The 26648-nt window shown below is 51.0% G+C and carries 20 protein-coding genes; 12 read left to right on the top strand and 8 right to left on the bottom strand.

From position 1 onward, the window contains the following. Positions 1-34: 34 nt before the first annotated feature. On the bottom strand, positions 35-3136 hold the full coding sequence (locus tag KTJ90_RS18975; protein ID WP_499026688.1) for an efflux RND transporter permease subunit: 3102 nt from the start codon (positions 3134-3136) through the stop codon (positions 35-37). Between the two features lie 496 nt (positions 3137-3632). Here KTJ90_RS18975 and yajD point away from each other — a divergent pair, with 496 nt between their 5' ends. Beyond that, positions 3633-3980 carry an HNH nuclease YajD gene (yajD, locus tag KTJ90_RS18970; protein WP_003850685.1) on the top strand — a complete coding sequence of 116 codons (348 nt, stop codon included), beginning with the start codon at positions 3633-3635 and terminating at the stop codon, positions 3978-3980. A 173-nt stretch (positions 3981-4153) separates the two neighbouring features. Here the strand turns inward: yajD and KTJ90_RS18965 are convergent, their stop codons facing one another. Beyond that, positions 4154-4597 (bottom strand): cyclophilin-like fold protein, encoded by a 444-nt coding sequence (locus KTJ90_RS18965; protein ID WP_499026684.1) that lies wholly within the window; start codon positions 4595-4597, stop codon positions 4154-4156. Positions 4598-4937: 340 nt separating this feature from the next. Here KTJ90_RS18965 and KTJ90_RS18960 point away from each other — a divergent pair, with 340 nt between their 5' ends. The 3 genes from KTJ90_RS18960 (at position 4938) to KTJ90_RS18950 (ending at position 9501) form a co-directional block, all read left to right on the top strand. Next, positions 4938-7265 carry an FdhF/YdeP family oxidoreductase gene (locus tag KTJ90_RS18960; RefSeq protein WP_499026680.1) on the top strand — a complete coding sequence of 776 codons (2328 nt, stop codon included), beginning with the start codon at positions 4938-4940 and terminating at the stop codon, positions 7263-7265. 242 nt (positions 7266-7507) lie between these two features. Further along, positions 7508-8623, top strand: coding sequence for a metallophosphoesterase (locus KTJ90_RS18955; RefSeq protein ID WP_499026677.1), 1116 nt, complete (start codon positions 7508-7510; stop codon positions 8621-8623). Positions 8624-8700: 77 nt separating this feature from the next. Further along, positions 8701-9501, top strand: coding sequence for an MBL fold metallo-hydrolase (locus KTJ90_RS18950; RefSeq protein ID WP_003850675.1), 801 nt, complete (start codon positions 8701-8703; stop codon positions 9499-9501). A 59-nt stretch (positions 9502-9560) separates the two neighbouring features. Here the strand turns inward: KTJ90_RS18950 and KTJ90_RS18945 are convergent, their stop codons facing one another. Continuing rightward, on the bottom strand, positions 9561-11486 hold the full coding sequence (locus tag KTJ90_RS18945) for a methyl-accepting chemotaxis protein (protein ID WP_008926780.1): 1926 nt from the start codon (positions 11484-11486) through the stop codon (positions 9561-9563). A gap of 589 nt (positions 11487-12075) precedes the next feature. After that, positions 12076-13734 (bottom strand): methyl-accepting chemotaxis protein, encoded by a 1659-nt coding sequence (locus KTJ90_RS18940; RefSeq protein ID WP_008926781.1) that lies wholly within the window; start codon positions 13732-13734, stop codon positions 12076-12078. A gap of 625 nt (positions 13735-14359) precedes the next feature. Here KTJ90_RS18940 and KTJ90_RS18935 point away from each other — a divergent pair. Next, positions 14360-14689 carry a hypothetical protein gene (locus KTJ90_RS18935; RefSeq protein ID WP_008926782.1) on the top strand — a complete coding sequence of 110 codons (330 nt, stop codon included), beginning with the start codon at positions 14360-14362 and terminating at the stop codon, positions 14687-14689. A gap of 82 nt (positions 14690-14771) precedes the next feature. Here KTJ90_RS18935 and KTJ90_RS18930 read toward each other — a convergent pair whose 3' ends face one another. Continuing rightward, positions 14772-15005, bottom strand: coding sequence for a hypothetical protein (locus tag KTJ90_RS18930; protein ID WP_039661933.1), 234 nt, complete (start codon positions 15003-15005; stop codon positions 14772-14774). Positions 15006-15967: 962 nt separating this feature from the next. Here KTJ90_RS18930 and KTJ90_RS18925 point away from each other — a divergent pair. From KTJ90_RS18925 to KTJ90_RS18915, 3 genes are all read left to right on the top strand, one after another. Beyond that, positions 15968-17185, top strand: coding sequence for a diguanylate phosphodiesterase (locus KTJ90_RS18925; protein ID WP_499026728.1), 1218 nt, complete (start codon positions 15968-15970; stop codon positions 17183-17185). A gap of 174 nt (positions 17186-17359) precedes the next feature. Further along, positions 17360-17569, top strand: coding sequence for a CsbD family protein (locus tag KTJ90_RS18920; RefSeq protein WP_003850662.1), 210 nt, complete (start codon positions 17360-17362; stop codon positions 17567-17569). 198 nt (positions 17570-17767) lie between these two features. After that, positions 17768-18532: a MerR family transcriptional regulator gene (locus KTJ90_RS18915; protein ID WP_499026671.1), complete on the top strand. Its 765-nt coding sequence runs from the start codon at positions 17768-17770 to the stop codon at positions 18530-18532. Positions 18533-18603: 71 nt separating this feature from the next. Here KTJ90_RS18915 and KTJ90_RS18910 read toward each other — a convergent pair whose 3' ends face one another. Next, a complete protein-coding gene (locus KTJ90_RS18910; RefSeq protein ID WP_187513449.1) occupies positions 18604-19092 on the bottom strand; it encodes an Hsp20 family protein in 489 nt (162 codons plus the stop codon). Positions 19093-19267: 175 nt separating this feature from the next. Beyond that, positions 19268-19507 (bottom strand): hypothetical protein, encoded by a 240-nt coding sequence (locus KTJ90_RS18905; RefSeq protein ID WP_008926786.1) that lies wholly within the window; start codon positions 19505-19507, stop codon positions 19268-19270. Positions 19508-19874: 367 nt separating this feature from the next. Here KTJ90_RS18905 and KTJ90_RS18900 point away from each other — a divergent pair, with 367 nt between their 5' ends. The 4 genes from KTJ90_RS18900 (at position 19875) to KTJ90_RS18885 (ending at position 24245) form a co-directional block, all read left to right on the top strand. Then, the gene (locus tag KTJ90_RS18900; RefSeq protein ID WP_499026665.1) at positions 19875-20075 is read left to right on the top strand and encodes a DUF3606 domain-containing protein; all 201 of its coding nucleotides are present in this window, start codon (positions 19875-19877) and stop codon (positions 20073-20075) included. A 542-nt stretch (positions 20076-20617) separates the two neighbouring features. Then, positions 20618-22402 carry a GGDEF domain-containing phosphodiesterase gene (locus KTJ90_RS18895; protein WP_003850652.1) on the top strand — a complete coding sequence of 595 codons (1785 nt, stop codon included), beginning with the start codon at positions 20618-20620 and terminating at the stop codon, positions 22400-22402. Positions 22403-22599: 197 nt separating this feature from the next. Then, entirely contained in the window at positions 22600-22806 is a 207-nt protein-coding gene (locus tag KTJ90_RS18890; RefSeq protein ID WP_008926787.1) for a DUF1471 domain-containing protein, read from the top strand. A 251-nt stretch (positions 22807-23057) separates the two neighbouring features. Further along, complete coding sequence (locus tag KTJ90_RS18885; RefSeq protein WP_003850648.1) at positions 23058-24245, top strand: diguanylate phosphodiesterase; 1188 nt, start codon at positions 23058-23060, stop codon at positions 24243-24245. Positions 24246-25574: 1329 nt separating this feature from the next. Here KTJ90_RS18885 and KTJ90_RS18880 read toward each other — a convergent pair. Beyond that, a complete protein-coding gene (locus KTJ90_RS18880) occupies positions 25575-26648 on the bottom strand; it encodes a RepB family plasmid replication initiator protein (protein WP_008926788.1) in 1074 nt (357 codons plus the stop codon).

Here is a 26648-nt window from a genome sequence, read left to right as displayed (position 1 = left end):
TCTGCAGAAAACTGCAGACGGGCTGTCTGCGTGATTAGCCTTTGCGATGGCGTGTCAGATAATGTTTCACCAGCACAAAGAACAGCGGAACAAAGAATAATGCAAGGACCGTGCCTGCCAGCGTGCCACCGATGATGCCGGTCCCGATGGCAATGCGGCTATTAGCACCCGCACCGGTTGCCACCGCCAGCGGGATCACGCCGGCAATAAAGGCGAGTGACGTCATCATAATCGGCCGCAAGCGGGTTCGTGCTGCCTGCAATGCAGCTGCACTCAGCGAACTGCCCCGGCGCACTGCATCTTCTGCAAATTCGATGATTAATATCGCGTTTTTAGAGGTCAGTCCGACCGTGGTCAGCAACGCCACCTGGAAATAGATATCGTTGCTCAATCCCCGCAGCGCCACTGCCAGCACGGTACCCAACACACCAAGCGGCACCGCCAGCAGCACTGAGAACGGCACCGACCAGCTTTCATACAGCGCAGCCAGACAGAGGAAAACCACCAGAATCGAGATCGCATAAAGCGTAGTCGATTGCCCGCCCGCCTGTTTTTCCTGCAGCGAAAGCCCGCTCCACGCGCCCGTCGTGCCTGCAGGTAATTGATTAGCCAGCCGCTCAATCGTATTCATGGCATCGCCGGAGCTAAACCCTTCGGCATTCTGACCCTGAATTTCATAGGCGGCAGAGCCGTTATAACGATCAAGGCTTTCTGGTCCCATGGTCCACCGGGTCGAGGCAAAGGCCGAGAATGGCGTCATGGTGCCTTCACTGTTCCGGATGTACCACTTATTCAGATCTGACGGTGCTGAACGATACTGACTGTCGCCCTGCACATAGACCCGCTTCACCCGTCCACGATCGATGAAGTCATTGATATAAGCACCACCCCAGGCGCTGGTTAGCGTATCGGTCACATCATCCAAATTCAGTCCCAGCGCCACCGCTTTGCTGGTATCAATGTCAACCTGCAACTGCGGGGTCTGCGGCAGGATATTCGCCCGCACGCCGATCAGCTCCGGGCTTTGCGCGGCGTTTTGTAATAGCTGATCGCGCAGGTTACCCAGTTGCTCACGCGTGGTGCCACCGCTGGCCAGCAGCTCATAGGTGAAGCCGTTGTTCTGTCCCAGACCTGGCACCGATGGCGGCGTCAGTGCAAAGATCTGCGCATCCCGAATCGACGCCAGCGCATAGGTCGCGCGTCCGGCAATCGCCTCGGCGGAGTTCTCACTGCCGGGTCGCTGGTCCCAGTTTTTAAGCTTGATAAACGCCATACCGGCATTCTGCGCAGCACCGCTGAAGTTAAAGCCGTTGATGGTGAAGATCACATCAACATTCTGTTTTTCTTCAGTCAGAAACCAGTCAACTATTTGCTGGTTGACGGCCTCTGTACGACTGGCCGTAGCGCCCGCTGGCAATGTAGCCTGAAGCATGATACTGCCCTGATCTTCGGTCGGCAGGAAACTGCCTGGCAGGCGGGTAAACATCACAAACAGCACCACACCCATTGCCGCATAAAGCGATACCATGATTAGTGGACGACGCAAGGTGCTGACCACTTTGTGGCGATACTGGCGCTCGGTGGCGGCATAAAAGCGGTTAAAACCGCCAAAAAATCCTTTGCTGTGCGGTGATATCGGCTTTAGCAGCATGCCACACAGCGCGGGCGTCAGGGTCAGCGCCACCACCACGGAGAAGGTCATAGCCGCAATGATGGTGATAGAAAACTGTCGATAGATCACACCGGTCGATCCGGCGAAAAAGGCCATCGGCAGAAATACAGCCGAAAGCACCAGCGCGATAGCCACCAGCGCGCCCGAGATCTCTTTCATCGACTTTTCAGTTGCCTCACGTGCCGGTAAACCTTCGTCATGCATGATGCGTTCGACGTTCTCGACCACTACGATTGCATCGTCCACCAGCAACCCGATGGCCAGCACCATGGCAAAAAGCGTCAGGGTGTTGATGGTGTAGCCGCATAACGCCAGTACACCGAAGGTGCCGAGCAGCACGACCGGCACCGCCAGCGCCGGGATCAGCGTCGCACGAATATTCTGAAGAAACAGGTACATCACTACCACGACCAGCGCGATCGCTTCGATCAGGGTGATCACCACATCCTCAACGGAGATTTTGATGAAATCGGTGCTGTCGAGCGCATAGGCCACTTCGTAGCCTTGCGGCATTGAGTGGCGATACTCTTCAACTTTGTTTTTCACCAGCGTCGCGGTGGCCAGCGCATTCGCGCCCGGTGCCAGCATCACCCCGACCCCGGCCGCAGGATGCCCGTTAAGTCGTGTGGTCATGTCATAGGATTCGCCGCCCAGTTCCACCCGCGCCACATCACCCACCCGCACGATCGCGCCGCTTTTATCACTTTTGACGATGATATTGCGGAACTGCTCTGGCGTCTGCAGTCGCGACTGCGCTCTGACCGTGGCGGTGAGTTGCTGATTATCGGGTGATGGCAGGCCGCCGATTTTACCGGCTGAGACCTGAATGTTTTGCGAGCGTATCGCCGCCGACACGTCAGACGGCTGCAACGCATAAGCGTTTAGTTTGAAAGGATCGAGCCAGATGCGCATCGCGTACTGACCGCCGAACACCTGGATGTCGCCGACCCCTTCGGTCCTGGCCAGCGGCTCCTGCATATTACTGACCAGCCAGTCACCGATATCTGTGCTGTTGCTTTTACCCGTGGTGTCATACAGCCCCATCACCAGCAGAAAATTTGACTGCGATTTCGTCACGGTGACACCAAGCTGCTGCACCTCGCTGGGCAGACGGGAGAGCGCCTGCTGCACCTTATTCTGTACCTGCACCTGAGCGGTGTCGGGATCAGTGCCCTGGCTGAACGTTACAGTGACTGACACGTTCCCCTGCGAGCTGCTGCTGGAGGTGAAATAGAGCAGGTTATCCAGCCCGGTCAATTGCTGTTCAATCACCTGCGTGACGCTGTTCTCCAGCGTTTCCGCTGACGCCCCGGTGTAAGTTGCGCTGATATTCACTGAGGGCGGTGCAACATCGGGATACTGTTCCACCGGTAACAGGGTGATAGAGAGTGCGCCAAGCAGCATAATTAAAATGGCAACAACCCATGCAAAGACGGGACGATAAATAAAAAAACGAGAAAACATCAGAGGGATCTCTTCCTTTGGGCGGGGGCAAGACCTGCATTCCTGCGGGCCAACAAACTGCGTTGATTATAGGTTGTACCTTTCGGATAAACATCCTGACATTACCTTTTCTTACACCAGGCTGAATGCAGCGATATTCTGCCCCTTTGCTGCTGACAAGCCAGGTTAGCGCTGGCAGGATGGTGATTCTCTGAGCTGATCTGAGCAGCCGTATAAAACCGTCGCTTTTATCCCGGACTGGAGATGATGAACTGCAGCGGGTAAGACGCTGAATGAGAGGAAAGCAAGACGCATGCAAAGGGATGATTATCAGGCTGGCGGTGGAGCTTAAGCGCATAAAGATTAAAAACAGGCCTCGTTAGCCAGGTGGCATAGTCATACCGGATTATATCGCTTCCCTTCACGCGGAACACGATGATTTCTCCTTCGGTTCCGTTGTGGGATATATTAGCTGCACTCTCGTGACATTTACTCTGAATAACAGGTATTCCCGGCAATGGCTCTGATCCCCAAAAACTATACGCGGCTGGAAAGCGGCTATCGTGAGAAAGCACTTAAAATCTATCCATGGGTGTGTGGACGCTGCTCACGCGAGTTTGTCTATTCAAACCTGCGCGAGCTGACGGTTCACCATATCGATCACGACCACACCAACAATCCGGAAGATGGCAGTAACTGGGAATTGCTGTGTCTCTATTGTCATGACCATGAGCACTCAAAGTACACCGAGGCTGACCAGTATGGCACCCGCGTAGTGGCAGGCGAGGATGCACAAAAAGATGTCGGTGAGGCTACCTACAACCCCTTTGCTGACCTGAAGTCGATGCTGAATAAGAAGAAGTAATGGCTTAACTGTCAGGCTGGCCGATCGGCCCGACAGTCTCGCTTCCCGAAGAGGATCTCAACGTCTGGCCGCGGCCACAACGCACCGTAGTCCGTCATGCCAGATGCCACCCTCACCAGACTCAGCGCGATATGAATCCTGTACCAGCCGGTTATTTCAGATTTTGATATCCGTCATGACCGGGTGAACCGTACATCAATCCCCCCCTCACCGACACTCTTTTTGAGGCTACCTGTCGACAGCATCTTTCCTATCGGCGTGTAACTATAGGAGGTCTGGAATGTCTCGTAAAAAAGCACCAGCGTCTTATTGCCATACAGCATCACATCGCCCTGCTGGATCGTGCCGGGTTTATGCGGATCGTTTTTAAGGGCAGCAGGCAGGTCTGCAAACTTCTCGTTGCCGTTCAGCTCCTCCATCGTCATGGTCAGCGGAAGTTGCTGTAAAAATGCTTTCGCGGTGGGGTTATCCGCCAGCGCAATCTCATACGACTGATGGTTGATCGTCATAATAATCTTCATGGGACGCAGCTCTCCAGCCCGATCCGGGCCACTGGCTTTAACGGGCATCAGACTATAAATGGAAAGTAAAACCAGCAAAAGTAAGGCTCTTTTCATAAGGTTGCTCTCCGGATTATGGTGGATCTATTCAGACATGGCGTGCGTTACTGCAATCGCCGTCCAGCCATAATAAACGGGCTCACTTACCCGCCGTTGCCTGATGGTAAAGATTTATCCTTCCTCCTTTCCCTGCCTCATCATCCTGTCGGCGGAACTCGGGCGCCGCTTACTCTGCAACAGCCCGGATGCGCTGCGCTTCATCTGATGTGCGGCTTACGTTTCGGGCTGTCGAAACATTTTGAGAAATAATTTCCCTGAATTACAGCCAGTTTCCGCGTTGTTGCCACTGTTTCTGTACCAGGCTTATCGGATAACAATAGAGACACTGTGGAGCATTATGAAAGAGCAAAATCGCACAAATGGCATCGCCCCTTATGGGGGGGCTGCCGGTGGCTGGGGCGCACTAAAGGCGGTTGCGGATGCGATCCGTGGCCAGATGTCTGTGAAGCAGGATGTGATTGCCCTGTTTAAAGTCAACCAGCCGCAGGGCTTCGACTGTCCGGGCTGCGCCTGGCCCGACCCGCAACATGCTTCCTCCTTTGAGTTCTGCGAAAACGGCGCAAAAGCCGTCTCGTGGGAAGCGACCAGCAAGCGCACCACGCCAGAGTTCTTTGCGGCTCATACCGTGACTGAACTGTGGGAGCGCAGCGCACTCCATCTGGAGGGCGAAGGACGGCTGACCCATCCGATGAAGTACGATGCCGCTACCGACACCTATCAGCCTATTGAATGGGATACGGCATTCCGGGAAATTGGTGAGCATCTGCGCAGCTATGACGATCCGGACAGCGTGGAGTTTTATACCTCGGGTCGCGCCTCGAATGAAGCGGCGTTCCTGTGGCAGCTTTTCGCCCGCGAATATGGCACCAATAACTTCCCCGATTGCTCAAATATGTGTCACGAACCGACCAGCGTCGGGCTGCCGGAATCAATTGGTGTCGGCAAAGGCACGGTAGAACTGGAAGATTTTGATCACTGCGACCTGGTGCTTTGTATCGGCCACAACCCAGGTACCAACCATCCGCGCATGCTGGGCACGCTGCGTGAGGTCTCTAAGCGCGGTGCGACTATCGTGGCGATTAACCCACTGCGTGAACGCGGGCTGGAGCGTTTTACTTCACCGCAGAGCCCGATTGAGATGCTGTCAATGAGCTCCACTGAGCTGGCTTCGACCTACTACAAAGTGCGGGTGGGTGGCGACGCGGCAATGCTGAAAGGGGTGATGAAGATCCTGCTCACTATGCACGAGGAGGCGCTGAGCAAAGGCGAACCCGGCGTCATTGATGAAGCCTTTATCACTGAACACACCGAAGGTTTTGACGCCCTGAAAGCCGACCTGGAGAGTACCGACTGGGAGCATATTCTGAAAGTCTCTGGCATGGCGCGCGAAGAGATCCAGCATATCGCCCGGCTCTACGCTAGTGCTGAACGCACCATCATCTGTTACGGCATGGGGATTACCCAGCACCAGTATGGCACCCAGAACGTGCAGCAAATTGCCAACCTGTTGCTGATGCGCGGCAACATCGGTAAGCCTGGCGCAGGTATTTGTCCGTTACGCGGTCACTCCAATGTGCAGGGCGATCGCACGGTGGGCATCACGGAGATCCCGCCGCAGTCGCTGCTGGATGGCATAGAGAAGGTGTTTGGGTTCCAACCGCCGCAGAAGCATGGTCACGGCGCAGTTGAGGCGATTAAGGCGATGCGCGACGGCAAAGCTAAAGCGCTGCTCTGTCTGGGCGGCAATCTGGCAGAGGCGATTTCCGACCCACAGGTCACGTTCCCGGCGATGCGCAAACTGGATCTGGTGGTGCATATGGCCACCAAACTCAACCGCTCACACCTGTTACTCGGTAAGCACAACTATCTGCTACCAGTACTGGGCCGTACTGAAAGCGATGTTCAGGCTACCGGTGTTCAAAGCGTGACTGTTGAAGATTCAATGTCGATGGTGCATGCCTCACGCGGCTCGCTGGACCCGGCTTCGCCTCATCTCAAATCTGAACCGGCGCTGGTGGCCTCCCTTGCCAGGGCAACTCTGCCAGACAGCATGGTTGACTGGTCAGCCATGGCGGCCGATTACAGCCGCATCCGTGATGCCATTGAAGCGGTGTTCCCGGCGTTTGAAAACTTCAATGAGAGGATTAAGCATCCGGGAGGATTCCGGCTTCATAACGCTGCGTCAGAACGCGTCTGGCTGACGCCATCTGGCCGTGCTCAGTTTAAGGTGATGCAGGGCATCAATGAAGATCCCCGCTCGCTGAAATGCCATGATCTGGTACTCACCACCCTGCGCAGTCACGACCAGTACAACACCACGCTGTACGGCCTGAATGACCGCTATCGGGGCGTGACAGGCCGACGCGATGTGCTGTTTATCAATGCCGAAGAGGCAGAGAAACGAGGGCTGCGGGTGGGTGACCGGGTCGATCTGATGGCGCTGGACCCGGATGGCAATCCCACTTCTCGCCAGATGAAAAACCTGACTATCGTGATTATCGATATGGCCTCAGGTTCGGTTGGCGCTTACTATCCGGAAGCGAATGTGATGGTTCCGCTCGACAGCCACGATACCAAAAGCGGTATCCCCGCTTATAAAAGCATTCCTATCTCCATGACGCGCGTCACCGACGAGACGCAGACGACCTCAGGCGTTCTACGCTAATCGGACATGTCTGAATATGAATGTTGTCAGCGTGGCCGGTGCACCGGTCACGCTTTTTTGTTTTTCCGCCCTGCAGAGATATTTTTGCTCATCCTTTCTCTCTGCTTTATCCCCGTTAAAGCACCTGGCGTGAAGTAACCCTGACGGCAGCATCGTATACACTACAGTGCTGAAAACGGCTCTATAAACCCTTGTCTCTTTTTTGCCTGCGCGGATATTCAGCGCCCTACCGGAAAAATGCCATGTTTCACCTGATTTTCAGCTTACCCAGCTGGTATGTTATTGCGCGCGTCATTATTCCATTATCTATGCCTCTGGCCATCAAGATCCTGCTCTCCACACTGGTGCTGCTGGCTTCACAGTATCTGCTGGTAAGCCGCTTTACCTCAGGCGGAATTTTTTCCGCCGAAATGCCCCGCATCATCATCATCCTGTTTAACTGGGCATACAGCACCGTACTTTTACTGGCGCTGCTGCAGATGCTGATGGATGCGGTCATGCTGATTGCCCTGCTGTTACGGCATCCGCTGGAGCTGGTTCCCGGTATTCGCTATCTGGCCGTCGTGCTGGCAATGGCGCTGGCTGCCTTTGGTGTTCAGCAGGCGATACGGGTGCCCCCGGTCAAAGAGGTGACGCTGGTGCTACCCAACCTACCTCCAGAGTTCGATGGCTATCAGCTGCTTCAGCTGACCGATCTTCACATCACCCGGTTATTTAATGCCGCCTGGACCGCCAGGATGGTTGAAAGAGCGATGTCTCTTAAAGCCGATCTGATTGTGGTGACAGGCGATGTGATCGATGGCAGCCTGGAGCATCGTCGGCATGACGTCGCGCCGCTGCGGAAGCTGGCCGCGCGCGACGGCGTATGGGCCATCACCGGCAATCACGAATATTTCTTCCATCAGGCAATCTGGACGGCGCATCTGGCCTCACTGGGGCTACAGCCTCTGCTCAACAACCATACCGTTATTGAGCGCGGAGCCGCAAAGCTGGTGATTGCTGGCCTGCCGGACGCCTCCGCGCCAGGCAGGAACGCGACCGGTCCGGATCTGGCCCGCGCACTGGAACAGGCACCTGAAAGCGCGCCGGTGATTCTGCTGGATCATCAGCCACGAAATGCCCGCCAGAACGCGGCGCAGGGGGTAGATGTGCAGCTCTCCGGCCATACGCATGGCGGACTGATTATCGGGCTGGACCGGCTGTTTGCTAAACCCAATGGCGGTTTTGTGTCCGGGCTTTATCAGGTCGACGGAATGCAGCTCTATGTGAATAACGGCACGGCGCTCTGGCCAGGCATGGCGGTCAGGCTGGGTCGTCCCTCCGAACTGACCCGGATTACCCTGCGCCGCCAGCCCTAATCGCGTGACGAAATAGCCTCACGAAAGTGCGGTTTTCGCAGGTGTGCATAAGCTTGAGTGAAACAAAGGAGATCACTATGACGATGTTATGTACCGCCTGTGGAACCGCTTATCCCTCTGCTGCCCCTGATGAGCACTGTAAAATCTGTGAGGATGAACGCCAGTATGTTCCGGCTGCGGGTCAGCGCTGGATCGCATTTGATGAACTGCGCGGCAGCCACGCCAATAAGTGGACGGCCCATAGCGATGCGCTATTAAGCCTTAAAACTGTGCCTGAGTTTGCCATCAACCAGCGCGCTTTTCTGCTGCGTACGCCGCATGGCAACGTGCTATGGGACTGTATTGCCAACCTGGATGATGCAACTTATACGCTTATTGCCGCGCTGGGTGGCATTGATGCTATCGCGATTTCACATCCGCATTACTACACCACCATGCAGGAGTGGGCTGAGGTCTTTAACGCGCCTATTCATCTGCATGCCCGCGACAGGCAATGGATTGTGCGGCAGAGTCCGCATATCCAGCTCTGGCAGGGTGAGTCGCTGACGCTGATGCCCGGTGTGACGCTGTTACGGCTGGGCGGTCATTTTCCCGGCGGCTGCGTGCTGCACTGGGATGAAGGCGAAGGCGTGATGCTGGCGGGTGATATTATTCAGGTCACGCCGGGTGCGCATGGCGTGTCGTTTTTGTGGAGCTACCCGAATATGCTGCCACTGTCAGCCGCCACCGTGAGTGACATCATGCATCGGCTTTCCGGCGTGACGTTCGGACAGCTTTATGGCGCGTTCGAAGGTCAGGATATTCATCATCAGGCAAAAGAGAAAGTGATGCGGTCAGGAGAGAAGTATCTGGCCTGTCTGCAGGAACATCAGGCGTAGCGGACGATAAACACGGAGAAGAGAACAGCCGCCCACAGGTGGCGGCTGTTTTAACTCACTTATGCGGTCTGGAATACCGCGACCATCGTACGCAACTGACCTGCGCGCGAAGCCAGCTCCTCTGCAGAGGAGGCAGACTCTTCGACCAGCACGGCGTTCTGCTGCGTCACCTGATCCATCTGGTTCACCGCAATATTAACCTGCGAAATACCGCTGCTCTGCTCTTCAGATGAAGCAGAGATATCGCGCATCAGCTGAGAGGTCTGTTCAATCGCGCTGACGCTCTGCTTCACTTTGTCGCCTGCGTTCTGGGCCATCGCGATCCCTTCATGCGCATGCGTCACCGACTGCTCGATCAGGCTCTTGATTTCTTTCGCTGCACTGGCTGAACGTTGTGCCAGCGCACGCACTTCCGACGCGACAACCGCAAAGCCTTTGCCCTGCTCACCCGCACGTGCCGCTTCAACGGCCGCATTCAGTGCCAGGATATTGGTCTGGAAAGCGATGCTGTCAATGACGGAGGTGATCTCTTCAATCTGTCCAGAACTGCCCCGGATTTTCTGCATCGTCTGCATCACGGAATCCATCGCCGCACCGCTTAACAGTGCCGCCTGAGTGGCTGATTCTGCGCGATCAGAGGCAAAGCGGGTGTTATCCGCATTCTGCTGAATGATTGATGCCAGTTGTTCCATACTGGCCGCTGTTTCAGCCAGAGATGCAGCCTGCTGTTCGGTGCGTGATGAAAGGTCGCCATTGCCACGAGCAATCTCTTCAGAGGAATTGGCGATAGTGGCTGCGTTACCTTTGATATCCGAAACCAGCTGGGCAAGACGCTGCTGCATCCGCATCAGCGCATTCAATAGTTCAGCCATTTCATTGCTGCCGGAAACAGTCAGCGCTGCCGTCAGATCGCCGGCCGCAACACGGCTGGCAACTTCGACCGCTTCTTTGACCGGACGGGTGACTGAACGGGTGATCATGACAGCCAGCAGAATAGCCAGCAGCGCGACGGTGAGCAGGCCTGCCAGCAGCAGGTATTGCGCCTGACGACGTTCATCAATTTGAGATTGCAGTAGTTCCTGCAGTCGACCACTACTCTGATTGCCCAGCATGGCGTAGCGGTTAATCGCCTCGGTTAAGACCCTCACATATTCAACCGGCGTAATACTGACCTGTCCGGTTATGATGGCACCTTCAGCCAGCTGTAATGCACTCAGGGCCTGTTGTTTTGCATTCTGCGCAAGGTCACCAAAAGTCGCCTTTAGATCAGGTTCAATCATAAACACCTTATCCATATTACTGCTGAACTGCGACAGTACCGTTTTGCCATTATCAATCTGAAATGCCAGCCGGCTGCGATCAGCATCAGAGGCTTTACCGCTGGCAATCAATGAAGCACCATTTCCGCGAATCTGACCCAGCGTTTCAGTCAGCAGCGGCAGTCGGCCAAAAATGCTAACAATCAGTTGATAGGTATTTAAGTCAGCATCCAGCGACAGCTGATAGAAATCCAGCACATCCTGATTAGTGTCCAGCAGCACCTGAATCAGATGAGTGTGCTGCACCAGGCTGCTCGCCAGCGTCAGTCGGCCACCATTGAGCTCCTCTTGCAGCTGACGCCATTCCTGATTAACCTTCTCAAGTCGCTTTAATGGCTGTGCCTGCTCATCGCTTTGACGCAAATCGTCAGCAATGCTCTCAGACAAACTGTTAATCTGGGTCACCAACGCCATACGCGGCGGATTATCCGGTTTGTTCTGACCGATTGCGATTGCGCTTTCAGCCCGATGACGCTGTAGCAGGTTCAGTAACTGAAGGACTTTTTTCTCAACCGGAATACCGGTGAGCTCAACTTTTTTTGTATCGATAAGCTGATTGCCTGTCTGAATAAACAAAAATGTAGGTAATATAAACAGGACCAGCGCAAAAGATCCCAGTAACAGGAATTTCGCTGGCAGATTAATTCGGTCGAGTATTTTTTTCATTCTTTTCCGCTCTGATGTATGAGGCGTGCAGGTGAGCCCTGGACAAAATAAGGTTTGTAATTTTATTTTTACTTCTTCTTTTACATAGCCAGACGTGCTTCATGCAGCACAGTATTGGTATGAAGAGATGAGTTTTGTATGAAATTCAGAAATACATATAACAACAGAAAGGAGTATAGATTGCGTTCCGTTATTTTTCAGTGAATAAAATGACGATATTTACTGCAAGATTAACCTAACTCAAACTTAAAAATAACCATATTTATCATAAAGATAAAAAACAAACCCTTCGGCGGACACCTTAAGCCGTTAGCGTGTCTTCAGCATTATTGTTTTGAAAATAAAGAAATTAAAGTCGACTCGGAAATCGCCGATAACAAATATCCGCACCCTATCTGATTAATTATCATTACGCTATTAGCCGAATATAAAAACCACGAAAAAAACAAACCTAATCATATAACTCTAAAGAGTTACTTTTGTTTTAGTAATGAAATCGATTTCATTTTATTTAAAAGAAGTTATTTTATTGATTAATGCTAAAAAAAAGCCCCCACAGTGTGGAGGCCATTATGCTATTGGTAAACTGTTAAAAACTTTCCCAGTTCGCCTTCGTCATGTCGATGGCCTGGCGCTCAGGCTGCTTTGCCTGCAATACCGGACGACGCAGAGCTGCGGCCTGCTGCGGCTGAGCGACACGGTGATTGCTCTCCAGCGTAAAGGTCGCCACCAACCCTGCCAGTGTCTCTGCCTGCTCCTGCAGCGACTTAGAAGCAGATGATGCCTCCTCCACCAGCGAGGCGTTCTGCTGCGTCACTTCATCCATCTGGCCAATTGCCTGATGAACCTGCTCAATGCCTTTGCTCTGCTCAGAGGTTGCTGCGGCAATCTCATTGACCAGATCGGCCACCTGCTGAATCGCCTGGCGGACATTTTCACTGTTTGCACCAACGCCGCTGGCCTGCGCTAAACCGTGCTCAACCTGCGAAACAGACGTTGAAATAAGATCTTTGATTTCCCGGGCAGCAGAAGAGGAGCGCTGCGCCAGATTACGCACTTCTGAGGCGACAACGGCGAAGCCGCGGCCATGCTCACCGGCACGTGCGGCTTCAACGGCCGCATTCAGTGCCAGAATATTGGTCTGGAACGCAATGCCTTCAATCAGGCCGGTGATTTCAGAGATTTTGGCAGAGCTGCCGCGGATTTCATCCATAGTGCTGAGCATCTGCTTCACCGCTGACCCATTCTGGATTGACATGTTATTGGCATTATTCACCAGGCTGCTGGCCTGATGCGCACCTTCTGAGTTCTGACGCACCGTTTCACTCAGTGTGGCCATACTGGCAGACGTCTGCTCCAGTGAAGCAGCCTGTTCTTCCGTGCGCGCAGAGAGATCCTCATTGCCTGCGGCAATCTGCGTTGACCCGGTACTGACCGATTGTGCGGCATGACTGACCGACAGAAGCGTGCCAGAAACGCGTGCCAGCAGCTGGTTAAATGCCATTGCCGTTTTACCGATCTCATCCTTACTGCGGACTTCAGCGGTGTGGGTCAGGTCAAGCGTATGACTGACCTGGGTCATGGTATTCACCATGCCTGAGAGGCTCTTTTTGATGCCCAGAATCACCTTCGTGGAAAAAGCGGCCAGTATCAGAATAAGCAGCAAGGACCCGCCAGACATCATCCACAGCGTCTTGTTATAAACACGCTTATTCTCAGTTCTAAGCTGTTCGCCAATATCGATGTTCAGCTGAATCTGACGGGTGAAATCTGCCTCCATCTTACGCGCTGCAGCACCAATCCCATTCTCACTCTGTAATAACGGCAGTGTGACCGCATCATTGTGGGCGCGTGATGCAGCAATAAAGGCCGGCAATGCGTTACGGACTGCATCCAGATTTTTATCGGCCTGCTCAGTCATCGCTTTATCTTCATCGCTCGAGATGTCGTTCGCCATATAATAATCATTGAGTGACTTAATCTGCGAAAGCAAACTCTCAATGCGCTCTTCTGCCGCGGAGAATTTCGTCGCATCACTGGTGCTATGATGGCGATAAAGTGCAATACCTAGCTGATTGGTCACGCTGATTGATTTATTGAGATCACGAATGCTGGGTATCGCGTTGACCTGGACATATTCAAATCGCGACTGAAAACCCGAGATCACAGACAATGAGATAATAACCAGCGCAATCAGTGACATTGCCAGCAGTGAAAAAATCAGTACGAGACGCTGTGTAATAGTCATACGAGCCCTTAAAAAAGAGTAATTTGAATATATCGAAAGCTGGATCGTTCTTATCGGCTCTGGTCAGCAGTGCTTTAATTAATTGGGGTAAATATATTTTTTTAATTGTTCTGGCGAATCTCAGAGAATGCACTATCTATCAAAATGATGCTTACCATCAGGACATAAAGTTTTACATTTAGTCGTATTTACATAATTTCCTCTTTTTCAGAATGGTGTTTTTTTACATGCAGCAAGGTCATCTTTGTTACATATCAGCCATTCATTTGATCCTAATGATTAGCGAGCTAATTCAACAGCCTGACTGACAATAATCATCTGTCAGAAGGAGGGCAACCCCAGAGAAATCTTGCTACAGACCCAGTAAAAATAGGAAAGGGATTACTAAGCGAAGACTGAGAGCCAAAATCACAACCTCTGTTTATCATCAGTGGCACTGATGTATGTGTTATTGACTGTCAAGAGGCTTAAAGGAGAAGGCATAGGATTTTAGCCATTCGTGGCAGGCCCAGATTAAATCAGTGAAATGACTGGCGGAATGCTGATTCTGGTCTATGCTCACTGGCCCGACCAGGCTTTAGTCTGTCAGATAGCAATATCGCTTAAAATAAAAAAGGTAGTGATCATGGATTTAGCCACATTTGAAACCAGAACGGGTCTTTGGCCACACATGCAGTTTACGGATGTTGAATATGACTTTTGCAGCGCTGGCGTTGAAATCTACGCCATTGACGTCAGCCGTCAGACTAAAAGCAAGCTGTTTATCTGCCGTGTCGCCAACGAGCAGCAGGCTGCGTCACTGACAGCCCAGTTCAAAGAGTGGCTACCGAAGTTAAAGCTTAAAAAACGCAAAGTTGCTTTGAATCTGGCTCGCATGGCGTGCGACAAAAGTTATTCCGCCAATCCTAAGTTTCAGGATCGGTCAGATTTGCGCCACAACACGTCAAGGCTCTGATGTTTATTCAGCCTGCAAGCGTTAACGCGGGCAGGCTTAAACGCTCTCTTGTCTGTTGTGTATAACGATTCTGCGGCACGTTTTAAGTGCGCGCCGCGGGCACCTGAAACAGCCGACAATCACCATCCTCAATCGAAATATCGCTGAAAGTGGTTATATGCATTTCAATCCAGGTGTTCGCGGCGCGAAATGTGTAAGAGGCATTTCGCTGTTCAAGCTCAGCGACAAAATCTCGGGTGCTTACTGTGCACTGACCGACATCATCCTGCCTCATCGCATCCCTGAATGCTGTCCAGACCTCATCATCCTGTGACATCACATTTACCCCGCTCTGGCTCAGGCCCAAAATAACTGTATATACAAACAGTACAATTTGTTTTTGATGCGGTCAAGTCTTCGTGAAAAGCCTGATTCAGACACTGTGAGACATCACTGTTCCGGCCACTTTTAGCAGAAGCGGCAGGTTTGAGGGGGACTTTAATCCAAATCTTAGAAATCGTTTTCACATCAGATTAAGTCATTGATAAAAAAAACAAGTACCATAAGTAGCATTTTAATTATTTGATATCTAAATAAAAAAACTGTTAAACACAGCGGCATGAAAGTTGGTTTTGCCCTATCTTTAAATGGCTCTGTAATGAAATCCACTTCTTTTACAGAGTGATTTGACTCCTACCCTTGCCCCCTTTTACAGGGGGCACTTTTTCAGATAACACAGGTGACGACATTCGCGAGTTTATGCTGACGGGTAATATGCGTGTATTTAGCGAAAATGTGGTGACTACGTTAATGCGCTGTCTGGAAAAATGGTGTATTTGTAACCTGATGATTCATCAGCCGGGCTTAAATTATCAACACTTAAAAACAGTTGTTTGAATTTAAAGGTATTTTTTATGAAATATCTAAAGAACAACTCTTATCTGCTAAAAAAGCTCGCCAAATCACCATGGTAAGGAGAACAAAAAACGCGTAATAATCAGTCACTATTACTATTGTTTTGACCGGCGCCTCACCAGGGATGTCGTAACGTTATAATAATGCGCTATATCCGATATTCGCCCCCGCTTTTGCGGGGGCTTTTTATTTTACTCATTCCTTTATCACCTTCCCGCTCCTGAGCGATGCAATACGTCACTCCTCACAATCCTGACCACGCCATAAATTGATAGCCCGATTAATGCTGTAAGCAAAAGGTCATAATGGCTACAGTTGTGCCCTTAGCCATCAATTTTTCTGTGATATGGTTAATCAGTAATGTTTGGCCATATGAGTTTGCTTATGCTCTCCACCCTTATATATCGCAGCCAGCTTGTGGCTTCTGTCTCGCCAGAGAGATTACTGGCGCTGGTGGAACGCGCCAGTATTAAAAATGCCGAGGCTGAGGTCACTGGAATCCTGCTCTATGATGGGCAGTACTTTTTTCAGGTGCTGGAAGGAAAAGTCGATAATGTCCAGACTGTCTTCCAGCGTATCTGTCAGGATGATCGACACTTTAATCTGATTGAGCTGATGCGAGATTATGCGCCCGCACGTCGCTTTGGAAATGCTGGTATGGCCCTGTTTGATTTACGTGACTATCCGCAACATACCGTGGTGGATGCCCTGCTTAAGCGAGTGACTCTGAGTGATGAGCGCATCAAAAAAGACCGGGTAGTAAAGTTCCTGCGTTCTTTCGTCGAAGGACGTGATAAAGCGACGTTTATTCAGATCGATCCCGCCAGTCTATGGACGCTGACTTTACCTCTTAAACAAGACGTTCAGCCCGCCGGGCAACAGACTTCCGGGCAGCGCTGTGAATTTGCGCTCCAGCCAATTGTCGATGCAACAAATCGTCAGATTGTTTCCTGTGAAGCCCTGATACGCGGCCCACATGGCGCCCCACCCGCCGACTATTTTTCACAATTGCAGGAGAACGAGCGATACCAGGCCGATCTGCACTCTAAAGCCTACGCTTTCAAGTTGGCCAGACACCTGGGATTGCGGGAGCTGACGCTCTCCGTCAATCTCCTGCCCATGTCGCTGGTCGTGATCGATCATGCGGTAGACCATCTTATCCAGCAAATCATTCAGCAAGGATTGCGACCTGAGCAGGTCGTGATTGAGGTGACGGAAGATGAGATCATTTCGCGCTTTGACGAGTTTCAGTCTGCCGTACAGCAACTTAAAGCTGCCGGAATCAGTCTGGCGCTGGACGATTTTGGCGCCGGTTTCGCAGGCCTGTCACTGTTAGCCGATTTTCAGCCCGACAAAGTTAAAATTGATCGCAAACTCATCACCGATATTCACCGTAGCGGCCCTCGCCAGGCGATAGTATTGGCCATTCTTAAATGCTGCCAGGCGCTGGAGATCACGGTCATCGCGGAAGGAGTAGAAAAAATTGAAGAGTGGCTCTGGCTGGAAGGTGCTGGCGTTCGCTATTACCAGGGGTTTCTGTTTGCCCGCCCGGCCCTGAATGCGCTGCCTGCAGTAAGCTGGCCATCGCGCCGCCCGGACTGACTAAAGAGGAGAGCGTTCCTTTTATCTCTCCTCTTTTACTCAGAGTTTGACCCGGCTCACACCTCCCCGCTGCAAATTGCAAAAGCTGTGCCATGCTTTATTCATCTGGCAGCCAACAGGCAAAACAGATATTCATCACGTCCCTGGATAACAACCGAAATTGGGAGAATCACCATGAACGAAGATCGCATCAGCGGTAACTGGAAGCAGTTCAAAGGTAAGGTTAAGGAAAAATGGGGTGATCTTACGGATGATGATATGACCGTTGTCGAAGGGAAGCGTGATCAACTGGTCGGTAAAATTCAGGAACGCTATGGCTACGAAAAAGATCGTGCTGAAAAAGAAGTGAAAGATTGGGAAGACTCCAATAAGTATCACTGGTAATGCGTTCTGAATCGCCGGGCGTTACAGCGCCCGGCACCTGCTTTGATTTCCCTCAATCTTTATTCACCCGACTTAATGTCAACTGCGCCTGATGCGGGCAGTGATTATGGAAATGATTATTTCTTTATTTGCCGATGAAGCGCATACTGCGACTCTCGTCCCTGAACATGGGACCTCAAAATCGTCCGGATATTACCTATGCCTCACCACACTACCGACACCGTATGTGGCCTTGTCGGTGTTCTTCCTGAAACTCTGCGTCGCTGGCGCCGTGCCGGGCTAATCACGCCACCGGGTCCTGCTGGCTACTCAGATAATCAGCTCACGCGTGCGCTATGTGTGCGTGAAATGACGTCAGGAGGTCATACGTTGTTCGATATCCATACGGCAATTAACTGGCCCAACGTGGCACTGTCAGGCGGGTGGGCTTGTCGCGAAGAGGATATTTTGCAGTTGCTGGCCAATAATCCAGATGCTGATATCGATCGCGAACTTCAAATGATGAACACCGACTACTGTGGTGACGATTACGTTAATTGCTACCTGCGACCCCTTAACCTCTGGCTGCGCGCTGACCTGAGTGATGGAGCGGATATGCGTCTGCAACGCTTTCATGCCGCGGTTGTCGCGCAATGGGAGCGCCTGTCTCTGGCAGCCCGTCGACGCAGCACGGTTCCCTTGTTCCTGGAAGCGGTCAGCGTTACAGATGAAACAGAGATCTGGATGGAGGCGATACGGCTTAATGGACAGGGTTTTCGGGTTGAAGTGGCCGCAGTCGCTTCTGGTCAACCCGCCGTGGCACAATGTCGTTTTGAACATCATCTGATGTGGTGTGGTGATGGGATTAGTGCCTCAATGAAGGCGGCATTCAATACCAGTCTTGAAGCGGGTAAACCCATCATGCTGACTGGCACTAACATCGATTTGCAGTCGCAAAATAATCTTATCTTTGCCAGCGCCTGAGCACCGTCACCTTTTCACCAGCCGGCACTTAAAAGGCGGAAACAGCCTTTGCCGTCTCCGCCCTGTTCATATTATTGATGTTCCAGCGTACGCTGACCGCCGATTGCAATCGGGATACGTCGCGGTTTCTCACTCTCTGGTATTTCCTGGAGCAGATCGATATTGAGCAATCCTTCCGCCAGGCTGGCTTCAGTCACTTTTATATGCTCCGGAATAGAAAAGCTCAGCTGGAAATCGTGCCGGGAAATGCCGCGATGTATCCAGCGGCCACTCTCTTTGTCGGCCTCATCGGATGCGTGCTGAGATGCTTGTTCTCTGTGCCCCGCGACTGAAAGCAGATCGCCACGTAACTCAATCTCCAGTTCATGCTCTTTCCAGCCCGGTACGCTAACGGTCAACGCATAGCGGTTTTCCTCAACATGCTTAAGATCATAAGCAGGAACAGAGCTTACCGGACTGTCGCCAGTAAGCTGACTAAACAACTTATCGATGCGATTAAAGCGGTCTGAAAAAACTGAATCAGACAGGGAGGGGAAAACAGAAACGTGTTGTACTGACATAGTGATAATCTCCTGAACAGGTTCATCCAAAAGTTCATCTGACCGGTAACACACTCCCAGTCAACTTCCGAAATAGGGTTGTTAAGTCAGTTTTCAAGCCAGAAACTGGATTTTTTTATTGTTATCATACAGCCGGTTATTGCAGGGAATAACACTAAGGGCGATAACACAGCGTCTATTTCTTACTCTGGGGTGAAAGAACGAAATGGGGATGGCGGCCAGCCAATAATAATAGCAACTCATATTCGCCCTGACTTAATAACGTTGGATTGCCTGCAGCTTCTTTGGTTTGCCAGACTCTCAGGCTAAGGTCAAAACGCTCAGCAGCACTCTGCTGCGACAGGCCGGCGGCAAGACGAAGTTCACGCACGTTACTCTGGACAACCACAGGCGACTGGGGGGGACGGTTAACCAAACAAAGACTCCTTCAACACGATGAAACGAAAACGCACAGCGCTTCGCGATTGACTGAGCGAAGCGATCTGAAAGCGGTGAGGACGACAAGACCAGAGAATAATTGACTATTTTGAATAAATGTCAAATTTTCAGACTTAAGATTCAGACATAAATTTTTTAAGCGAAGCGGCATATTTCAGCTCATCGGCGATTTTTCTATTTCGTTAGAGTGCTTTATTCTTCCCGCCAGGAATTATCCTGTTATTTGCCTTAAGGTCCATTCAGGGATTAATCCGCTACCTCATTACGCCTTTCTTCATCAGGATAGATGCTTAGCTTGAGAATTATGTTCAGGCTGCTTCATTGAAACCAGAGGAGGATAATAAATGAAAAATCCTATCCAGCGTCGCTCGCCTGATGATTTGTCACAGGTGGAAATTCGCGAACAGTGGCAAATCACTTACTGGACCCAGGAATTAGGTACAACACAGGAAAGGCTGACGCGCGCTATCCGGGAGGGGGGGGCGCAGACAGAACAGGTCCGGGACTGGCTTGAGCAAAATCCGCCGCCACGCCGTCCAACATAATCCCAGAGGGCTAAAAGTTTAATAAATCCTGACTGAAGCGCTGGTTTTCCGCCAGCCATGCGGTGGGTTGACCTGCATCAGACAGCGTTATGCTGACAGGTCACATCTGCCGTTCAAAATCACATCCTGGCTTTTGCTTAGTGTTTTTATGCGGTTACCTGTCCTTCGACCCGCAAGTTGCCATTGCTCTGCATGTAAACGTTGTGCTTCGGTGTAAAATTGCCTTTTAAATAATATTAACCATCCTGAATGCTTATTCATCTCATGATGACAGATAAACATTAGCCCTTCTTAAAATTACCTTTTTTATTTATAAAATGAAGAATCTCAAATAGTCTCATGCCTCTTCGATTAAATTTTCAAATCGTAAACACGCTTTTAATGCGTTAAAGAAAATATTAAGAGACACCCAGTGCATAGTCCCTTATCATTAAGTTGAAAATAAAAATCACACTCTATTTCCTGCCGCCCGAATCACATTTCGTTCCGGACAGTTTTCTTTTTTTCGCACTGTAATCAGCCGGTGCGGGGGTTCTACACACATGCTTAACAATCCAGACGGCGACAACGAGCGCCGAGGACGCGCTTTACAGGCTCTGCGCGCCCCAGATGAAAGCCGCGACGAGGTTCTGCGGAAGTTTGTCCGGCTAGCCAGTCAGGCCCTGGGTATCCCGGGCAGCTTTATCTCGGTGCTGGATGATGAATTTCAAACAGTACAGGCATCACACAATTTTGATCTGCAACGCTCAACCCGCGCAGATTCACTCTGCCGCCACGTGGTTGACAGTGACAGTGCCGTTATTGTGCCTGATACGTATCATGACGCGCGTTTTGTCACCCATCCTCTGATTACGGGCTCGCCCTTTATTCGCTTTTATGCCGGTGTGCCACTGAAAACCCGCGACGGTATGATTCTGGGCACACTCTGTGTTACCGACACCCAGCCACAGGCATTTGCGAGTGAGCAAGTGACGATATTGACGTTGCTCTCCACACTGGTGATGTCATTCCTGGAAGCCTGGCACTCGGCGGGTTTTACCGATCCGGTGACCGGACTGCCCAATCGTCAACGCCTGATACGGGATTTGCAGTATCTGGCCCTGGCCGGCGATACGACGCCACGCCGTCTGGTTCTGATTGACTGCATTGATATGTCACGCGCTTACGAACTGGCCCGGACCATGGGAATGACACCGGTCGAAAGTCTGCTAAAAGATATGGCTACCCTATTACCGCTGCGCCTGCGCCCGGCAGTTGGCGAGATGATCTATACCGTGGCAACGGGCCGGTTTGCTATCCTGACGCGAGCGGACAGCCGGCTCAGTGCTGCCTGGGTAGCCGGTCGTCTGGAGGGTATCAGCGCAGACATGGATGAAGGTCTGTCGGTCGCACTGACTCCCCATACTGGTGAAACGGGATTTGTTGCCGGCCATCTGCCAGCATCAGAAATATTACGTCGCGCGGTTAGTGCATTGAATGAAGCTGTTGGCCGTGGGCTGCCTTCTCAGTGCTTTAATATTGCATCGGAAACCCAGCGTTCAGAAGATTTCATGCTGATGACCGATCTTAAAACGGCGTTACGTGAAAATACCGGGCTTTACATGGTCTATCAGCCGAAAATTTGTCTGCAAAGTGGTAAACCGGTGGGTCTGGAAGCACTTATCCGCTGGCAACATCCCAGCCGGGGAGAGCTCTCACCCGCTGCATTTATCCCGCTGGCTGAACAGACCGATCTACTCTCTGTATTGACCATCTGGATTATCGATCAAGCGGTCGAACGTCTCAGCAGGCTGCGTAATAACTGTATCCAGTTGCCCTTGACCATAAACGTTAGTGTGCGCGACTTTGCGCGTGAGGGATTCGCTTCAGCGCTGGAAAGCAAGATGCTGAAATCTAAACTTCCGACTTCTCTGCTGGGCATCGAATGTCTGGAGACCGAACGTATTCTCGAAAGCCCCACCGCTCTGCGCGGGCTGGAGATGCTAAGGGAACGAGGATTCAAAATTTCACTCGACGATTTTGGCGCCGGCTACAGTAACATCAGTTATCTGCGCCGTATGCCGCTGGATGTGATTAAGCTGGATCGCTCCCTGATCAGTGAACTGTCCTCAGATACCGCTTCACGCATCATTGCCCGTAGCATTATCGCGATGCTCAAAGAGCTGGATTATACCGTGGTGGCTGAAGGGGTAGAGTGTCCGGACGCGGTGTCATCCCTGACTGAATATGGTTGCGATCAGGCTCAGGGGTATTTCTATTCAAAGCCGCTACGCGAAGAAGCTCTCGATCACTGGCTTCACTGGAAGCTACGTGGCGAGTGCCATTAAACTGGCCTGAACGCGATCTGATATCAGATCGCGTTTCGCACATCTGGTCCTCTCAAACACCCTCACATTCATTTATTCAAAATAATTGAATTACTTCAGCAAATATTAGCTATTTTAGTCCGGCATGATCTTGCCTATGATTCATTACATCGAGGCAAAACGCCTCTCCCTGAATGAAAATGCTGAGGATTCTGCCCATGAAAACAATCAAAAATTTCGTTGCTGTTACCGCACTACTGATTTCTTTTAGTAGTTTTGCAGAGAGTATTACCGCTACTGCTTCGACATTGGATGCTGCTGAAGCGAAAGTCGCGTCGCTGGCCAAAGATGCTGGTGCATCTTATAAAATCACCGGCGCACGCGTTGATAACCGTGCCTACGTCTCTGCTGAGCTGATTAAATAACGTTTATCAGGTTAATACGACGAGGCTGCCATTATGGCGGCCTTTTTTACTATGTAGCAGGCATGCAGTTGTCTGTTCAGTATCCGTGTCTTTAATACTGTCAGCGATTATTGAAATCGCTCCATCAATTTGCCGTTACGCTTACTGCCATCTGCTCTGGTGCAGTCTGTGCGACACTGAATAAGTAGTGATGAAACATTTATTGAACAATGTTAGCGTGTACCCAACATTCATATAAAGCTGAGCTGCACATGCTGACTACCATAATTTATCGCAGCCATATTTCTGATGATTTTCCGATCAGAACCATTCCCGCGATGGTCGACAACGCCAACAGAATAAATACGGCTCACGACGTGACCGGCATTTTATTATTTAATGGTACCCATTTTTTTCAACTGCTTGAAGGTCCGGAAGCGGGCATTCAGGCTGTCTATCAGCGAATTTGCGCCGATCGGCGACACCATAATGTAGTCGAGCTGATGCGCGATTATGCACCTTACCGCCGCTTTGGTAACGCGGGTATGGCGCTCTTTGACCTGCGTGAACACGATCGCTCATCACTGCTGCAGGCTGTGCTGGATAAAGGGACGTCAAAATATCGCCTGACCTATGATGATCGGGCACTGCAATTCCTGCGCACGTTCGTAGAGTCACGTGAAAAAGAGAATTACTACGAAGTTCTCCCGCCAGGTTACTGGGAGTTTATTTCCGAACACAATGATGTACCTGACTCCCGTCCCGAGACAGAAGGCGTCAGTTTCCGTCCAGTGGTCGATCCCCTGGCTCGTCAGGTCACGGCCATTGAAGCAACCACACTGAGGCCTGCGCATGCTGATGACGCAACAGGGGACCAGCTTTATGCTAACGATCTGGAAACCGTTAAAGCGACATTTGCCCATGCAGGGCTGGTCTGCCCGGACGGTATGACGCTTTACGTCAGTCTGTTACCGATGACACTGGTGGTGATACCTCAGGCTGTTGAGCAGATTGTAACCGCCATTCATCAGGCGGGGCTGGTTCCTGAGCAGGTCGTTATCGGCGTAAGTGAAACCGCAGTTATCTCGCAGCTGGAAGATTTCTCTGAGGCAGTACGCACGCTAAAAGCGGCTGGAATTAGTCTGTCCATCGACAATTTTGGTGACGGTTCCGCAGGATTGTCATTACTGACTCATATTCAGCCCGACCGCATTCGCATAGATGCTGGTATCACTCGTGACGTCCATCGCAGTGGGCCAAAGCAGGCCGTTGTGCAGGCGATCATCAAATGCTGTTCAGCACTGGAGATCAATGTGATTGCCGCAGGGATCGTACAGGCTGAAGAGTGGATGTGGCTGGAGGCCGCAGGTGTGATTAATTTCCAGGGCACGCTGTTCGCTGCTGCAGGCCGCTACGAAGCCCAGTCTGTCGCCTGGCCCGAATATCGGGAAGCGATATAGGGCAAGCTGCCTGAACAGTATCAAGCGGTGCGCCCGGGTGCGGCCGCTTTGATAACTGTCCTTTAAAGAGTCATTCAGCGCTTTAACCTCATCCCTCTGAACATGCCCTCCCCCACTGCCCTCCGTGTTGTGATATCGGGAAACCCGGCCACTTCTTACTGCAATTGTTGATAAATCTCTGGTCTCACTATTCATTCTCGCTAAGATCTCAGAGCAACCACTGTAGTGAGAAAAGCTCACCTTTTAACATCTGCATTGAGAAATCAGCGATAGCAGATCCTTATTTCGTATCAAAATCCATCAGCTAACCACTGTAGCGAGTAGACAGGCCTCATGCAGATTTTCGGAAACCACTATAGCGAGTAAATGAAAAAAGCATTCAGGGCAACTCAACCACTCTGGCTTTAAACACACCTCAACAGCACCCGTGCACGTTAGTCATGCCCTAACCACTGTAGAGAGTAAAAGACGAATCCCCTTCACAATAATGAAAGTTGACTCTTGATTGCATCAATTGTCGCAGTCTGCGGCCTTACAGAAGAGCTTTTAAGGATGCGATAAAGCATTTTGTCAGCGAAATTCTAAAGGTGGGTATCTTTATTAACGGCTGTAACGAGTAACAATTCAGGGAGAGGTTTAATTGAAGCTGTTAACAAAAACCTTACCTGGAGAGGCATTAAATGATAGTGAGTAATCACTTTAATCAGGGATTCATTGCCAGGCATAAAAGTCCCTGACAATAACAACCACTATGGAGAGTAAGCTAAACAATTCTGCTCCCAATTAATAACCACTGTAGCGAGAACATTTCATTATTGATCGTTGTTATCTGAGCATTAACTGGCCGTTTTTACGAAAAATTAGCCTGATAACCATTATAGCGAGTAAAGCCTGAGCGCGTCGGAGAGGAAAATCAGAGGATTAAGCAGAAATCAGGAGGGACTAACCACTGTAGCGAGTAACATAAAAACTCAAATTTTATCCCGGTAGCGCATCTGGTCTCTCTAACCCAGCGATCGCCAGTCTGAAGCAGACGTAGTAACCACTGTAACGAGTGAATAACAGGCCATTGTTTGGTTATCTGGCTTTAACAGACAGGTCCCTATACACAGTGAGTAACCACTGTAGCGAGCATGAAAATCACCGGACTCAGTTCAGAAAAAGAGTAAATGACAAGTGAGCATGCTGGCAGCGACGCTATTAAGACAAGATATCTGTTGTTAATCACTGTTCACTAACCACTGTAGCGAGTAGCAGTACTCGCTACAGTGGTTACCGTTTTAAAGAAGCCTATCCCTGCAAAATGGCGAGAGCGACACAGCGAATCTGTCACAGCTTCTTCTGCTTTCTGATTTTGTTGAGTAATTCTTTTTCCTCACGAGACACCATGACCAGTTCACTGTTCTCCTCTTCGATCATCGGTTCAGGCAGGCTGACATCAATAACGCCGGGGTCAAGATCAAGATCGTCATAATCGTCGATCTCATCATCGATCAGGTCAGAGTTGCTGAGTGGCAGTTCGGCCGGACGCAGCTTAGGATGACGATAATGCACCCAAAAGTAGACTGACGAGCCCCGCCGTGTTTCGGTGTAATCAAGATAACCAATCTCTTTTAACTGCTCCATGGCCTTTCTGACAGTCGCATTCTGGGTAATCACGCGTGACGTCAGGTTTAGTCTGGCACGCAGACGCGCCATTGATATCGGGGCAGGCTTAGGAGGAAGGCTTTCAATGAAGGTGTAGAGTGCCTGAGCGGATTCTTTGCGGGCCAGCTCATTGATAGCTTTCAGCTGCAGCAAAACCTTTCTGTCGAACTGATACAACTCAAAGATTTTGGGGTCAGCCTGCAGCGTTACCGTATCTTTCTTGATGCTGTATTTAGCCGACTGCACCAGATGCGTCGTGTAGTTTTCTCCGCCTTTACTGGTAAAGGTCAGAGTATTCGATGCGATACGCGTCAAGGACGCGTCCAGGCGGCTCCTGAGCTTCGAGGAGAGTCGTACCGAAGGTATGCCACAGAGTTTTGCGAATTCAACGAAAGAGAGCGTTACAGTGTCTCCCAGACACTCATGCGTGGCGAATGCTCGAATGATCCCGACCCAGGTTTTAAAATCATTATCCATATCCAACCGGGCACCCAGAATCTTAATGTTGTCATAGCCTTCTGACCTGACCAGGGATAACTGCTTAAGATCCTGTGTCACATCCATGGCATTCATCTGGTTTTTCTGACTGCGCGCCGTAGATTTGAGCGTCGGAACAAATAAGCCGAGCCGCATCAGCGCTACCGGCTGCACGGTGTTGTTACTGTTGGGGGTAAGAGTAACAACTTCACCTGTGCGTTTGTCTGTTTCGCTAAACGCATCGGCTATGTTCAGGATATCTGGTTCTTTTCTTGGCAT

The sequence above is a fragment of the Pantoea jilinensis genome (genome assembly GCF_019104105.1).
Lineage (GTDB): Bacteria > Pseudomonadota > Gammaproteobacteria > Enterobacterales > Enterobacteriaceae > Pantoea > Pantoea eucalypti.
The sequence above is the reverse complement of the archived record's forward strand: the minus strand, read 5'-3'. Positions and strand labels throughout refer to the sequence as shown.